At 41.2% G+C, this 16,235-nt stretch carries 11 protein-coding genes; 6 read left to right on the top strand and 5 right to left on the bottom strand.

The genetic code is table 11. The features are described 5' to 3' along the window. From AB3G73_RS21470 to AB3G73_RS21445, 6 genes are read left to right on the top strand one after another with little or no spacing between them, the layout of a single operon-like run. On the top strand, window positions 1-1,491 hold the full coding sequence (locus tag AB3G73_RS21470; protein WP_297284719.1) for an NAD(P)/FAD-dependent oxidoreductase: 1,491 nt from the start codon (window positions 1-3) through the stop codon (window positions 1,489-1,491). Then, window positions 1,484-3,220, top strand: a complete 1,737-nt coding sequence (locus AB3G73_RS21465; protein ID WP_259022179.1) for a C45 family peptidase — start codon at window positions 1,484-1,486, stop codon at window positions 3,218-3,220. Before AB3G73_RS21470 ends, AB3G73_RS21465 begins: the two co-directional genes overlap by 8 nt. Beyond that, window positions 3,204-4,499 (top strand): phenylacetate--CoA ligase family protein, encoded by a 1,296-nt coding sequence (locus tag AB3G73_RS21460; protein WP_004324722.1) that lies wholly within the window; start codon window positions 3,204-3,206, stop codon window positions 4,497-4,499. The genes AB3G73_RS21465 and AB3G73_RS21460 overlap by 17 nt, the downstream gene beginning before the upstream one ends. 56 nt (window positions 4,500-4,555) lie before the next feature. Beyond that, entirely contained in the window at window positions 4,556-5,125 is a 570-nt protein-coding gene (locus tag AB3G73_RS21455; RefSeq protein WP_148366519.1) for a hypothetical protein, read from the top strand. Between the two features lie 17 nt (window positions 5,126-5,142). After that, the gene (locus tag AB3G73_RS21450; RefSeq protein WP_367745581.1) at window positions 5,143-5,883 is read left to right on the top strand and encodes a hypothetical protein; all 741 of its coding nucleotides are present in this window, start codon (window positions 5,143-5,145) and stop codon (window positions 5,881-5,883) included. A 46-nt stretch (window positions 5,884-5,929) separates the two neighbouring features. Continuing rightward, a complete protein-coding gene (locus AB3G73_RS21445; protein WP_055167696.1) occupies window positions 5,930-6,544 on the top strand; it encodes a hypothetical protein in 615 nt (204 codons plus the stop codon). Between the two features lie 315 nt (window positions 6,545-6,859). Here AB3G73_RS21445 and AB3G73_RS21440 read toward each other — a convergent pair whose 3' ends face one another. The 5 genes from AB3G73_RS21440 to AB3G73_RS21420 form a co-directional block, all read right to left on the bottom strand. Next, window positions 6,860-7,720, bottom strand: coding sequence for a phosphodiester glycosidase family protein (locus tag AB3G73_RS21440; protein ID WP_367745580.1), 861 nt, complete (start codon window positions 7,718-7,720; stop codon window positions 6,860-6,862). 41 nt (window positions 7,721-7,761) lie between these two features. Beyond that, window positions 7,762-9,762, bottom strand: coding sequence for a phosphodiester glycosidase family protein (locus AB3G73_RS21435; RefSeq protein WP_321019872.1), 2,001 nt, complete (start codon window positions 9,760-9,762; stop codon window positions 7,762-7,764). An 11-nt stretch (window positions 9,763-9,773) separates the two neighbouring features. Then, window positions 9,774-11,522, bottom strand: a complete 1,749-nt coding sequence (locus AB3G73_RS21430; RefSeq protein ID WP_122135530.1) for a RagB/SusD family nutrient uptake outer membrane protein — start codon at window positions 11,520-11,522, stop codon at window positions 9,774-9,776. 21 nt (window positions 11,523-11,543) lie between these two features. Beyond that, a complete protein-coding gene (locus tag AB3G73_RS21425; protein WP_322019455.1) occupies window positions 11,544-15,101 on the bottom strand; it encodes a TonB-dependent receptor in 3,558 nt (1,185 codons plus the stop codon). 173 nt (window positions 15,102-15,274) lie between these two features. Beyond that, window positions 15,275-16,210, bottom strand: a complete 936-nt coding sequence (locus tag AB3G73_RS21420) for a FecR family protein (protein WP_367745577.1) — start codon at window positions 16,208-16,210, stop codon at window positions 15,275-15,277. Window positions 16,211-16,235: the final 25 nt, after the last annotated feature.

Raw genomic sequence — 16,235 nt, 5'->3', positions numbered from 1 at the left:
ATGAGCAAATATGATATCATCATTATCGGCAGTGGCCTTGGCGGACTGGAATGCGGAGCGATTCTTAGCAAAGAGGGATTCAACGTATGCATAGTAGAAAAAAATGCGCAATTCGGTGGATGCTTCCAGACTTACCAACGAAAAGGGCATTTGTTGGATACGGGTATTCATTATGTAGGAAGCCTGGATGAGGGTCAAGTGATGAACCAGTATTTCCGCTATTTCGGTATCATGGACAAGCTGAAAATAAAACGCTTGGACGATGCTGCTTTTGACACGATCTACTATAAAGGAAAAACATACGATTATGCAATGGGGTACCCGCAGTTTATTGAAACCATCTGCCGGTCCTTCCCGCATGAGAAAGAAAACTTGAAATGCTATGCCGAACAGCTTCAGGCTGTCGGAAACCTGATTAGCGTAGACCACCTGAAACAAGGCACACTCGCTTTGGAGGGTATGAAATACTTTTGTACCTCTGCCGCCCATCTGATTGCGGATATCACTCCGGACCCCGCCTTACGAAATGTACTGGCAGGTTCAGCTTTACTCTACGGAGGTTTGAAAGATGTATCCACTTTCTACCAGCATGCCATGATTAACCACTCTTATATTGAAGGCGCCTACCGTTTTGTAGACGGAAGTATGCAAGTCAGTCTGGAGCTAATCAATGTAATCCGGGCAAACGGAGGGACCGTGCTCAATAACAGTGAAGCCACCCGCATCATCGTTGAAAACGAAAAGGTACAAGGGGTTATCATCAATGGAGAAGAGCGACTGGAAAGCGACTTCGTCATCTCCAATATGCATCCCCAACGGACATTGGAGATACTGGATAAAAACCGTAGCATCAAGAATGCCTATATTTCCCGCATCCGTTCGTTGGAAAATACCTACGGTATCTTTACGCTCTATCTGGTAATGAAGAAGAAAAGCACTCCCTATCAGAACCGTAACCTGTATCTGCATGGGAACAATAAAGTGTGGTATGACAAACTGCTCTATCCGGGACGGACCACCAACTGTATGATTTCCATGCAAGCGTCTTCCGAGGACAGTCAATATGCCAGTGTCATTTCCATCCTGACACCGATGTATATGGATGAACTGTCTGCCTGGAAGGACACGACTCCCGAACATCGGGGAGAAAGCTACCAATCCTTCAAAAAGGAGAAAGCAGAACAGATTCTCCGCTTCATCCGAGGACATGGCATTGATCTTTCAGAAAACATAGAAGAGATGTATACCACTACTCCATTAAGCTATCGGGACTATACAGGAACAGTGGATGGTTCCGCGTATGGGATTATCAAAGATTATAAATGTCCGCAAATTGGCTTCGTATCTACAAGAAGCCGCTTGGGAAATCTCTTTCTCACCGGGCAAAACCTGAATGTGCATGGTGCATTAGGGGTAACACTAACTGCCATGCTGACTTGTGCGGAGTTTGTAGGACAAGAATATCTGGCTAAAAAAGTAGGAAATGCATAGAATAGTCAAAAAAACAATCAAGTACGCAGGTTACATTTTCTTGTTACTCATCATCGGATTGATAGTCGGCATCAGCTACCTCTACTTTTCTGCGGATATGATGCAACCCAAGCATGAGCCCATGATACCCTTGAGGGAAATGCCTTATGCAGACACTATCATCATGGCTCCGGCAGAGGTTATCTACAACGACACTCTTGACCTCCGGTTTTATGCTGACAACTTCCTGCGTCACAGCAAAAGCGGACTGTGGGAATTGTTCGTTAGAGGGGATGCTCTTGAAAGGGGGGATGCCATCGGCAAACTGTCTGCCGATCTACTCCATCATCAGGAGAAAGTATTTATCGACCAGATTCGCGAAATTATTCCTTCGGACAGTTATCTGAAATTTCTGCGGTTCTTCATTGTACTATTCAACCGTAATCTGGGTGCGAATGTCCCTGAAGAATATCGAGAAGAGATTTATGGAATATCGCAATCGTGTACCCATGAATACGATTTTATCGGCACTCCTTACGAACGCCAATTAAATTATCATTCGGCACATGATCTGGGACATGCCATGCAAGATTATATGTTAGTGGGATGCAGTTCATTCGCTGTTTGGGGAACACAAAGTGCAGATTCATCCCTGCTCATCGGACGTAATTTTGATTTCTACGTAGGAGATGCTTTTGCAGAAAACAAGCAAGTTGCTTTCTATGCACCGGAGAAGGGCTATAAGTTTGCTTCCGTCGGATGGCCCGGCATGATAGGTGTACTGTCCGGTATGAATGAAGCAGGGCTCACCGTCACGATTAATGCAGCAAAATCCGCTGTCCCCACAGGCTCCGCCACCCCTATTTCCATCCTGACCAGAGAAATCCTGCAATACGCATCAACGATTGAAGAAGCCTTTGCCATCGCCGAAAAGCGGAAAACATTCGTCTCCGAATCTATATTGATAGGTTCTGCCAAAGACGGAAAAGCCGCCATTATCGAGAAATCGCCCGAGAAGACCGTACTTTTCACCGGTAAAGAGCCCGACCGCCTCATCTGCACCAATCACTATCAATCGGAAGCATTCAGCGAGGACGAACGGAATCTCGAGAATATCCGTACTTCCGACAGCCCTTATCGTTTTGCCCGATTGGAGGAACTCATCAACGAGAATCAGCCTCTGGACACCAAGGCAGCCGCCTCTATCCTGCGCAATCGCAAAGGTCTGCAAGATATCGATTTGGGACTGGCCAACGAAATGGCTGTCAACCAGTTTATAGCCCATCACTCCGTTATCTTCCAACCGGAAAAGCGGTTGATGTGGGTTTCCACCTCTCCTTGGCAATGTGGAAAGTATGTAGCTTACGACTTGAACAAGGTATTCAAAGACTACATCCTGCTGAAACAAGAAATATTCATCCCGGAATTAACTATTCCGGCAGATAAATTCATCGACACACCGGAGTTCCAGCATCTTCTCACTTATAAGAAACTGACTCCGCTTTTATTGAAGAAAATCAGAAAAAAGGAAAAGATAGAGGAATCTGTTTTAAAAACATACCAAGCCTCCAATCCTTCCTTATACTATGTATATGAAGTAATAGGAGATTACTACGAGGCCATGCAACAACCTCACCAAGCTATTGCATACTGGCAACAGGCATTGAAGAGACCTATTCCCAAGTTGCAAGAGAAAGAACGTATCCAGCAAAAAATTCAAAAACAATCCAAAGATGGAAAAGAATCCTGAAATTCAGTTCCGCTCACCGGAAGATATCAAAAGCTATCAGGAAGAACAGTTAGCCAAAGCGTTAGCCTACCTGCAAGCACATTCCAAGTTCTATCAACAGATGTTTGCCGAACATCACATTGATATCAATCAAATAAAGACGATTGAAGACTTGCAACAGATTCCCGTCACTACCAAGACGGACTTGCAACTCCATAACGATGATTTCATCTGCGTAGACAAAGAGGAAATTATCGACTATGTGACGACTTCGGGCACATTGGGAGATCCGGTCACTTTCGTTCTCACCTCTGAAGACCTGGACCGTCTCTCTTACAACGAATACCTATCTTTCACCACCACCGGATGCACCAAGCAGGATATTCTTCAATTGATGACTACCATCGACCGCCGTTTCATGGCAGGCTTGGCTTATTATATGGGAGCCCGCGAACTGGGTATGGGAGTGATCCGTGTAGGCAACGGCATCCCGGAACTGCAATGGGACACGATTCGACGGATACATCCGACTTGTGGAATGGTGGTCCCCTCTTTCCTTATCAAACTGATAGAGTTTGCCGAGAAGAATCATATCGACCATAATACCTGTTCCATGCAGAAGTGCATCTGTATCGGAGAAGCATTGCGCAATCAGGAATTCCAGTTGAATACGCTCGGACAGAAGATACACGATAAATGGCCTGCCTTGCAGTTGTATTCCACTTATGCCTCCACCGAAATGCAGTCGTCCTTTACCGAGTGTAATGAATTCCACGGAGGACATTTGCAACCGGAACTTATCATTGTAGAGTTTCTGGATGATAATAATCGTCCTGTGGAAGAGGGAGAAGCAGGGGAAGTAACGATCACGACGCTCGGAGTCAAAGGTATGCCGTTGCTCCGTTTCAAAACAGGCGATATTTGCTACCACCACACCGAGCCCTGTGGTTGTGGGAGAAACACCATTCGTTTAAGCTCCATCCTCGGCCGGAAAGGACAAATGATTAAATACAAAGGAACGACGTTATATCCGCCTGCATTATTCGACATTCTGGATAATATACCTTCGGTAAAAAACTATATCATTGAAGTTTATACCAATGAATTGGGAACGGATGAGATTCTGATTCGTATCGGAAGCGAGAACCGTAGCGAAGCCTTTGCCAAAGAGATTAAAGATCTGTTCCGTTCGAAAGTCAGAGTGGCGCCAAGCATCAATTTTGAATCGGCAGAGTACATTGCCAAGATACAAATGCCTCCAATGAGTCGAAAAACGATAAAATTCATTGATTTACGATAATTATTTTCTACTTTTGGAAGTTAGTAACCAACTATATCACTTTAACATTAACGTATATGAAAAAACTTATTCTATTCTTATTCTTGAGCACGAGTCTGTTCTGTTTCGGACAAGGCAAGAGTGCATTGAAAGACATTCAGTCTATTAAGTTCTATGGGGTAGACTACTCCCAAGTGAAGATTTTCGGTGCAGATGAATCACCGGTACAATTCAAAGATGCTTTCAGACGCATCAATGAGCTGTTCATCACAGAAGCTAAGAAGTATAACGTAGGAAAACAATTGAAAAAAGAAGTGACAGAGATCCCACTGGATGCCGTTAATCAGGTGAACGAAAACATCGACCTGGCCGAGCTAATGACCGCTAAAAGAGAATATACTCTTAGTAAAGAGCAAATCAAAGCAGCCATCAACGCATTGCCTATCCAGAAAACACCCGGAGTAGGTATGGTGTTTATCGCACAGTTCCTGGACAAATCAAACAATAGAGGTACGTATGAAGTCGTATTCTTCAATACCGAAACAAAGGAGATCATTGAAGAATGGATCACCGACGGCAAGGCACGTGGTTTCGGATTGCGCAACTATTGGGCAGGCTCTATCTATAGCGCACTCAAGAAACTATAAACAATAAAAATACAAGTATGAGAAAACTACTATTAGTACTGACCTTATTATTAAGTATCAGTACGTATGTCGCAGCACAGAATTACACAGAAGTAGTGTATTTAAAGAATGGCAGCATTATTAAAGGAGTAATCATTGAACAAGTGCCCAATGTCTCTTTAAAAATCAAAACAGGTGATGGCAGCCTCATCATCTGCCAGATGAGTGATGTGACTAAAATCACAAAAGAAGAGTGGTACACAAGAGATTATCGTAAGGATACCAACGACCGCAAAGCCGCAAGAAATACATTAAAAGGCTATAAGGGTTTCGTAGACTTTGCATATATTGGCGATGTGAGCGACTACAATGCCTCTAAAATTGAATTATCAACCACACATGGTTATCAATTCAACAATTATTTCTTTGTAGGTGGTGGCGTTGCTTTCAACTACTATACCGATGCAGATCTTTATGCAGCCCCCATCTATGCTAACTTCAGAGCTAACTTCATCAACAAAAAAGTGACTCCGTTCGCCGACGTAAAAGCCGGATATTCTGTAGGAGACATAGAAGGAGCGTATGCTTCGATAGGAGTAGGAGTGCGTTTTTCTTTAAAAGGGAAAAAGGCCTTGAATTTAGCGTTGATGTATAACTTCCAAGATTATGACGCCACAACAGATTATAGTTACAGCTATGGAGGGCATTATTATCATAACAGTTGGAATGATACATGGGAGTTACATGGAGTAGGAGCTAGATTCGGATTTGAATTCTAACCCCGTTGTTTACAACAGACAAACAAACGATTAATCAAATTCAAAGATGAAAAAGACCATCACAACACTTCTACTATTAAGTTGCATTACTACATTCTCATTTGCACAAAGTATTGTCATGACTTCCGGTACTATTGACTTCATCAAGGACCAGCAAGTGATACAATTTACTTTTTCTTACGATGAAATGCTGGTAGGCAAACTGACAGAAAACGAATATGTAGAAAAAAAGAGTTCTGAATACAACGCTAAAGAAGAGGGCAAAGGAGACCAATGGAAAGCCGCCTGGTATGGTGACCGTAAAGAACGGTTTGAACCAAAGTTTCTGGAGCTTTTTGATAAATACATGAGTGAGGTAGGCATCACTGCAGGTTCAGAAGGTGCTCAATACCGGATTGAAATCAATACCGATTTCACCGAACCGGGTTGGAACGTGGGTGTCATGCGCCAAAATGCATCTGTCGATCTAAGTTGCAAGGTGAAGAAGATTGAAACCGGCGAACAAGTAGCCTCCATCAAAATTCGTAACGCTTCTGCCAACAACTTTTGGGGTACTGATTTTACTTCCGGATATCGCGTCCAGGAAACGTATGCCAAAGCAGGAAGAGAGCTTGCCAAGTTCTTTATCAAAAAGGCGAAGTTGCGCAAGATAAAAGACTAATGACCTTATTACTTCAGAAGGGTATGGAAATGAATTAAATCTGTTTGCAATACAGATAAATTTCCTACCCTACTATTGCTTTTCACTAATTAATTTTGTATCTTTAGTAATTTTCATCCTTTTGGAGATAGCTAGTCACCTTATAGAATGATAAATGTCACCCTATAAGGTGACATTTGTCTTTTTATAAAGTGCCCATTGTCCCGTTACAACGGGACGACTACCCGACTGCACAAAAAGTCACTAGTTTCTGCACTGAAAAGTCTTAATCTATGCACTGAAAGACCTTAAATACAATGATGAATAATGGAAACGTTATTGATGCGTTATATAAAGAATATTAGGAACTTTCCGTTCTCCGGCATGGTCAAACCGCCCATTGTCACAAGGATAATTAACGACTCCATTATCCGATGCACCGGACAACCAAAGAGTAGTAGATCCACCTCCATCCAAATTTAATGCATCCTCACCCCCTAAAACACGAATCAGATGTGCCAATTCCGGGATATTCACTCCTCCTGCCTGTTCAGGAAAACGCCCGTCTACCGTTATCAACAGTATTTTTCCATCCTTAGTAGTAGCAACAGCACTACGAGGGTGCTTCGTCCGGATAAAATTCGGTTCACACGAGTTCCAATCACAAACCTGTCCGTCTTTCAACATTAACGGACCGGAAGCGAGTATGGTACCTGCTTTGCCTTTATAATTCTTTTCTATCTGTTTGTTCCAAGGAATTAATTTCATTCCCCCTTTGCGCACACTAATGGCTCCTGTGACACGCTGTTTAAACTCACTCTGCAGCGTTGTATCAACAACTTGGCGATCCGTCTTCAGGAAACAGACCGAGTTTCCCCGTTTCATGTCAAAATAGGAGCCATTAATGGCTGCAATGGCGTTATGTTCAGAAGCAATCTTACTTGTTTCTTTCATTTTATCCGAAACGGCAACACCGACTTTCAAACCTACAAGAGGATCAATTTCTATCAGGCTGATAGATTGGGGACCTTGATATAATTGAGGGATAGAAGCATACTTATATACAATTCCTTTTTGAGGATTGTATATCTTCCAACAAGCAGATACAATAGCCAATGAATCCGCTGCTGTCTGCCCTTTTACTATTCCAATGGAGCATACAGCCAGGATAACGACGATTAACAAGTTTCTCTTCATAAACTAACGAATCAAGATGTTAAGTATAATATATATTAGTCTTAATGACCAGTGATGTCCGTATTATAATCTTCCCGATTATATTGCCATAATAGAATAGGATATCCTTTCGCATTTACCTTGTAATACCATGAATTTCCCCATCCTGCATCAAGGTAGTTCTGCATATTTGATAAGAATTCTTTCGACTTAGTCTCTCCATCATGGGGCTTTTGAACTCCCACAATCCCACTAGAGAAATCTGTTTTGGGAACTCCTGCACTCAAAATCTCCATGCCTTCTATTGCCCAGCAATTTTCTACATTCATATTAGCAGCTCCCATGAAAGCCGCAATGCGCCCCAAATTTACACCATTTTTCTTGTTTTCCACTAATTTATTTAAAGCAACGCATCCTTTAGGTGCAGTATCAAAGTAAGCTCCGATACCTGCTGCCCCTGCGTTCATGGAAATTATATCACCAGCTGCATAACAATTTTCTAAAATGCCACCAGCCCAAACAATACCAACTATACCTCCGGCACGTGAATTCCCGGTTTCATTCTTTGCTGTAACAGAAGCTGTAGAATAACAATTCTTTATAGAAGAATATGTAGCTCCACTCGGTTTACCAATATTACCGGAAATGCCACCTATCGCATCTGCTCCCGACACCTTTCCTGTCGTATAACAATTCTCAACGCTTCCAGTAAACTCTGCTGAAGTAGGTATTTTAGATCCTATATATCCAGCCAATATTCCACCGCCATTTTCTGCTACAATATCTGCATCTACAATCCCCAAGTCTTTACAAACACCACAGAGAACTCCAAACAAGCTGGCATAATTGCCTTTCGATTTCAGCTCTCTGATTACGTGTCCATTACCATCAAAATCAATGATTCGGTCATAAGGAGAAGTTGCATTTAATGGCTGCCACTCAACGGCTGCCATATTCACATCCGCTTCCATCCTGAAATAAACCGTCCCTTTAGAATAAGTAACTTTATGCATATTCTGGATGTGTCTTGCCGTCTTTATAATATACGGATTCTCCATCGATCCATCCCCCGAATCAAATAATTGGTCATTCGTTTTTTTCTTGATCAGGATAAAGGTCCGCACACTGCGCTGCCCATAATGATCGTACTTTCCATTGTCGCATGGGTAATTAACCACATCGGTTGTCGAAAGATTACTATTCTTCACATACATCGTTGTGGAACCTCCTCCATCAATATTCAATGCATCTTGAGGCTCAAAATACCGATTAATAAAACCGGTAAGTTCTTTTGCTGTCATCCCGGCAGCTAAATCGGCACGCCCATCCACGGTTATCAATAGTAGCTTGTTCTGTTCGGTCAGGGCTACAGCAGTACGGGGGTGACGTACTCCTTGATGCCTCCGATAATCTTCTCCATCCAATGTATTCAGATTGATGCCAGATACATCACCGATGAATGTCTCTCCTACCGGTTTGTAATCTTCAATCAAGACCGGTGCCCCGGAAAAGATGTTAGGTGCCGAGTTATATGCATACGACTCTTTTGTTCCATATCCGATAGCTACTTTATATCCATCATAAGTGATCGCTCCTTCATGCTTCCAATATCTTAAATGACCTTCGGGTAAGGTTATTGCTGACATTATCGAGCCATTCGTTTTGATGAAAGAGGCATCCAGTTCATACGTACCATTAACTCCTCCCACCGCATCGCGTTTTAAAGCAACACTTGACAAAGAATCAGATTGAGGCAAAGCTACAAATTCCAATTCATAGTCGGGATTCGAAAGATCGAGTTCAAGTACATTCACTTGTTGCTGGGCATTAAAAGCCCCATTCTGATAAGTATACCATATAAAGTTTTTCCCATCAATAGAATCTATTTTCCAACCTTCTTTATCTTTTAGTGTTGGACCTTCTACGACAACAGGAGGTGGAGTATAGTTCTGACCTTTCCCTATCATGTCACTAAAATCCTCATTATCCAGTTGACTGGAACACCCGATAGTAACTATAAAAAGCGTGGAAATCAACACTATTATTATTCTATATCTTTTCATAATCAATTAAATTAAAAGTTTAAACCATCATTCCATCCCGGATTTTGAGTCAGTGCTCCATTGGTGAGTATACGGTCCTGCCGAGGAATCGGATACAAGTAGTCACGTGCTTCATTCCATTGCCGGGGAACGTCTTTATAACATATAATATTGCCGGACTCTCCCTCTGTCAATTCTACAGTAACACCGATCTCCAAGAATTCGAGTGCATTAACTCCAGTAGGTTTGGCTCCTTTATATAGGCAGACATCAATCGTTCCATCGTGATTCAGGTCATAATTGCCCGGACCAGGGAAATACATACCCAGAAAGTCATTATCCATACAACTTCCCTCTTTCCAACGCATCAAGTCATAATAACGGAAACCCTCCATTAGCAATTCAATCACCCGCTCGCGACGGATTTCTAATATCACCCCTTTATTGACATCAGAAACATGAGGATAAACATTCAAAAGATATGAATCGGGAGTGGCATTGGCGTCACTCATATTCAAATTAGGCATCCCCACCCTTTCTCTAATCAATTTGATTGTCCTGTCAATATCATTCTGTTCCAGAGTTCCTCTTTCTGCTTTAGCTTCCACATAATTTAAGTAGACTTCGGCTGTCCTGAAAATAGGAAAGTCATTTTCAGATGTATCTCCCACGTCATATTTGGGATCACCTGAATACTTTATCAGATGGTAGCCCGTCATCGCAGAGGCAAAGTTAGGACCTACTTGTTTGGTAGTACCCGGTCGTATGTATCCCGGGGTACGGATGGTCTGTGCCAGACGAGGATCTCTGTTCTGACATTCATCAAAGAATACTTTAGTGGCATACCCTTGCATATCGGTAAAACGGGAACCGTTCTTGTTCAGATACATATTAACGACTGTTTTTGACAAACCGGGTCTGCCTTTTGAAGCTGTATTTTCAAAACCCTGAACATCATGACGTATGTTCAGAGTTCCATTATAATCTCTGGCCAATATAATTTCCTGTTGAATAGCATTCAAGGAAGAAAAAAGAGACTGATAAGGGGTTACACCCGACTTATACAAACTATATCCGCTATTTCTCATGAAATCATCAGATGCACTGATACATGCATCCAGATATTTCTCATAATCTCCTATTCCATGATATTTGCGGAAAGTCCCCTCGAACAGACAAACTCTTGACTTCAATGCCAACGCAGCCCATTTACTAACTTTGTAAAGTTCTTTATCTTTGGATAAAGTAGTAATAGCAAAATCCAAATCTTCGATGATTCTCTGCATTACAAACTCTCTGGAATCTCGGGGTTTATACAACTGTTCTGCATCAGACGAGTCCAACACTTTGTCATACCAAGGGACATCTCCAAATCGCTGTACTTTTTTAAAGTAAAAATAAGCCCTGAAAAAACGGGTGATTGCATCGTACTTATTACGTACATCTTGATCTTCACAATTATGAGAATTCTCTAACAAGAAATTGAGACTTCTCAATGCCTCCCAACTCCATCCTCCACCTGTTGATGGAATGATACGTTGCCCTGTCACCTCATCGTCCAACGGAGAGACAATCAACACATCTGCATTATCTTTATAAATATCTGCCGCCGTAGGTAGTATATTATAGTAAAACTGATTACTATATAGTTGGAGTTCGTTTTCATTCTTGAAATAGGTGGTTGGAGACAGACTGTCTTCAGGATAAAGATCTAATTTATCACACGATATAAAAAGAATGGCAAACAACCACATAGATATGATACAAAACTTAGTTTTCATATATACATATATTAGTTATTATCAAAATGTAATATCAATGCCAAAAGAATAGGTTTTTGAGAACGGATAAGCGAGTGCACTGGTTCTACCCGTTTTCCAACTCGTTCCGGCCGCTGCCGCTTCCGGATCAATGTAATCCGTATCTAATCTATCCAATGTGAGTAGGTTTTCACCACTAAAATAAAGACGAGCTTTCTGTACATTTATCTTTGACAACCATTTCGCTGGCAATGTATATCCAACAGTCAGGTTCTTCAGTCGGCAATAAGCGAGACTTTGCAAATACCGGTTATTAACTGATGATAAAGAACGGCCGTCATTCCATGCAATATATCCTCTGGGACGTGGGAAATAGGCATTAGGATTGTCTACACTCCAAATGTCTGCCAGGAAATCTTTCGGAATAAAGCTTGGTGCAGGTGCACTATATGGTCCCCAAAAGGCATACGCATCACTGGACGGATACCAGTCCTGTTTCCCCACTCCTTGAAAAAACACGGAAAAATCAAATCCATTCCATTCAGCATTAAGTCTGATACTATATGTATAGCGTGGAAGAGAGTTACCTATTATCCGCTGGTCCTTAATATCATTAGCACTGACAGTTTGCTCAATCTTATTGTTACCATCGAGGTCAATATATTTCATATCTCCGGCATGTAGTCCTCTATCGACGACGGCATTATTGATGATATAGTTTACAATACTCTGGTCTACACCATAATTAGCAGCCTCTTCATCTGTTGCAAAATAGCCATCAACCATATATCCCCATATATCTCCCAGCCTCTGTCCAACATAAGGAGAGCTGATTTCCTTATTAGGATTGTCATATTTCGTAATCTTGGAGATATTATCCCCGATTCCGAACGAAATGCCATAATTAAAAGGTTTATCCATCACATTAAAACGGTCATTCCACGCAACGACCAATTCCCAACCTTTGGTTTTTAGGTCAGCAGCATTCATATTAGGAGATTTTGCACCATAAACAGACGGTAATGCTTTGCCGGGCATTAACATGTCTTTTGTATCCCTTATATAAGCATCTGCCGAAACATTCAATCTATTATTGAATATACCGATATCGAGACCAATATTCTTAGTTACCACGGTTTCCCATGTCAAGTCCGAAGCATTGGGAGCCGTTTCATAGGCATACGAGGCTTTTTCTTTATCACCAAACGAATAATTAAGCACTTTCCCTGTTTCTATTTGCTGCAGATAATCATAATATCCAACTTGCTGATTGCCTAAAGTTCCATAGGACAGTCGTAACTTCAAGTTATCTACTGTATTTCTCAGTGCTCCGTAGAAAGGCTCTTCACTAATGCGCCATCCCGCAGAGAACGATGGAAAGAAGCCGTACCGGTGTCCTTTTTTAAACCGGGAACTGCCATCATATCTTCCGCTTGCCTCAAACAAATATCTCCCTTTATAGTCATAATTGGCCCTATAAAAGACACCGAACAAGGCGTATTTATTCTTTCCTCCGGTGACTACCGTATTTTCTCCCTTAGCTAAATTAAAATCATTCAACTCATCAGACAACAGTCCATCTTTACTCACTGTCAGGTCTTCATAAGATTTTGTCTCATAGTTAATACCTCCTGTCAATTTCACATTATGAGAACCGGCAAACAAATTACCATAAGTTCCGTAAGCATTATACGCATAATACAAATGCTTTGTATTCAGGACTGTCAGCTTATTTCCTCCACTTGTACTTTCAGGCATGGTAAGTGTAACACCCGGTACCTTAGAGTATTGCACATCCACACTTCTATTGGTACACTTCTTGTCATATTTCGAATATGTATAGTTCCCTATGATTTCAACATGTTTTACCGGGTTGATAACCACTTCAAAGGTAGTCATAAACTCGTCTATCTCATCTTTATTATTATGTTTCTTATTGGATAATGCAACGGTGGTACCCGCCAAAGTATAGTTCATTATATTAGTTTCATACACCAGTGTACCATCAGGATGTACAGGCACTAATATAGGCAAGGCACGATAACTTGCATTCTTAAATATAGTATTCACTCCACCAAGTCCCGGATAGGAGTAGTTCGATTTGAAATAAGATGTATTATTACTGACGGATAACCAAGGAGTCACTTTTGCTTCCAGCCTTGATTTGAAATTATAGCGTTCATACTTATCCGGTTGTATTTTAAAAACTCCTTTCTGATTATAGTATCCTCCGGAAAGCCTGAACTTCAGATGTTCACTTCCACCGGAAATGCTTACATTATGTTCATGCGTCGGACGTTTATGGTCATATAGATAATTGTACCAATCAAAATTCCCATAGTATTTATACTGTCCGTTTTCAGTTACTACCCAAGGCCGTTCGGGTTGTTCCGTCTTATCATTTCTCCTGGTCCACATCTCATAATAATCTTTTTCCGTATACGTGAGCAATGGCGTCCCCTGCCAAGTAGAGAAGAACATATCGCTAATACCGGCCGCATAATATCCTCGGGTTTCATAATCTGTCGACGTAGTCACATCACTAAAGCTATATCGTCCGTTATAATTAAGAGTGACTTTGCCTTTTTCTCCCGTCTTTGTAGTTACCAGAATAACTCCATAGGCGGCACGTGCTCCATAAATTGCTGCAGACGACGCATCTTTTAAGACCGAAATAGAGGCGACATCATTCGGATTGACACGATTCACATCTCCCTCCACTCCATCAATAAGGACCAACGGTTTGGCAGAACCACTAATGGAGTTTACACCTCTGATATTAAACGAACCTCCATCTCCCGCACGACCTGAAGAAAAGGAGACAGTCATATTGGGAACCGCTCCCTGCAGTAATTGTGACATAGTCGAAGCAGAGCGCCCTGCCAATTGATCCCCCTCTACCACAGATACAGCACCTGTCAAATTCACTTTCTTCTGTGTTCCATAACCTACGACCACCACTTCGTCCAAAGACCTGGAGTCTTCTTGCATTGTTATATTGATGACCGAATTATCCTTGACAGGATATTCAATGCTCTTATAGCCTAAAAACGAGAAAACCAATATACTATTGCCCGGAACCTCAATTGTATATCTTCCGTCCATATCAGTGATGGCTCCTATTTTCTCACCTTTAACAGCTACATTACAACCAACAACAGCCTCCCCCGAATCATCTTTTACTGTTCCTGTTATCCTCCGGCCGGAAGTTACGTTTCTCATTTTTTCCATATTTTTCACCAGAATAATATGGTTGCCCTCCATCGTATACGAGAAGCCTGTTCCTTGCAAAACTCTATTAAGAATTTCGGCAACCGTGGTTTCCCGAGTAGATACTGCTATTTGCTTGTTCAAATTCACCTCATGCTCATTGTAAATAAACAAATAGTCTGTTTGTTTTTCAATCTGTCTGATAATGTCAGATAGTGTTGCGGTTCCTTTATTCATCGTTACTTTTTGATTTTGAGAATGGATATTCAAAGAATATGTCTCAAAAACAATGAATAACAGGAAAAAGACAGTTAACCTCATAATTCTTAAAATTTGAGTACAGTGTGTTTTTCTATGGACAATACGTCCACACCAAAGATTATTTTTCATATCTTTGCCTAGAGTTATTAAGTTAATACATAAAGATTTGTAACAGATGATGAGTCTTTTTTATTGACTTCTCACATATCGGTAAGTGCTGCAACACTTACCGATATTTCTGTTTTAAACGGGCAGGTTCTCTTGCTCTCATTTTCAGTGTTTTTTTAGATTAAATACTAGGGTTAATAGATTATGATCTGATTCTTTTCGTCGTCCTGTATATAATTAAATTTAATGTATTTCTGCAATACTCTCATCACATGTTCGATTCCTTCTTTCTGGCGGAACTTACCGGTACACGGATGAGAAGTTATTTCTATGTTTTTATTAATGATCTTCACTTCATAATATTGCTCTAATTTCTTAAAGACAGTTTCCAACGGTTCATCTTTAAAAGAATAAATACCCATCCTCCACAAGAAATCATGATCCGAAGTAAAGGTCTCTTTATAAAGTTTCCCATCTCTAACTTCCACCTTTTCATGTGGGTTCAAGATTATTTCGTTTTGCGTTTCAGGATGGTATACGGTGACTTTACCTTCTATCAAAGAAGCTTCAAATAAACCGGAGTTAGGATATGCCGAGACATTGAAAGTAGTTCCCAATACTCGAATATCATATTTCTCCGTCTCAACAATAAAAGGATGTTTTTCGTTATGAGCCACTTCAAAATACCCCTCTCCTTCCAAAATCACTTTCCTTTCTTTGGCATGAAATCCGGTAGCCGGATATTTTAAAGTAGAGTTGGAATTCAACCAGATAATTGTTCCGTCAGCCAGAATCAAGCTGGCCCTCTGCCCTGCAGGAACTGTCATCATCTGCATTTCAGTAGAGCGTTCAAGACGGTACTCCTGATATTCCTTATGAATAATAAAAGCAATCATGGCAACAACCGCCGCAATCTTCATTGATGTCCAAAGATAACGCATCACAAGTTTTTTATTTCCCACCTTTTCTTCCTGCAAATTGCCATTCCAGATAGTAGCATCATAGATATGACGCATTTGCATCAGTTGCTCACGGTGTTCTTCACTTTCTTTCATCCAGCGTACTACTTCTCTCTTTTCTTCGGGAAGAGCATCTCCTGCAAGATATTTATTCAACAGTTTCGTGTCCATACTTTTTCTTTGGGGTTAAGACATA

The sequence above is a fragment of the Bacteroides sp. L008 genome, from assembly GCF_040812255.1.
In the GTDB taxonomy this organism is placed as follows: Bacteria; Bacteroidota; Bacteroidia; order Bacteroidales; family Bacteroidaceae; genus Bacteroides; species Bacteroides vicugnae.
The sequence above is the reverse complement of the archived record's forward strand: the minus strand, read 5'-3'. Positions and strand labels throughout refer to the sequence as shown.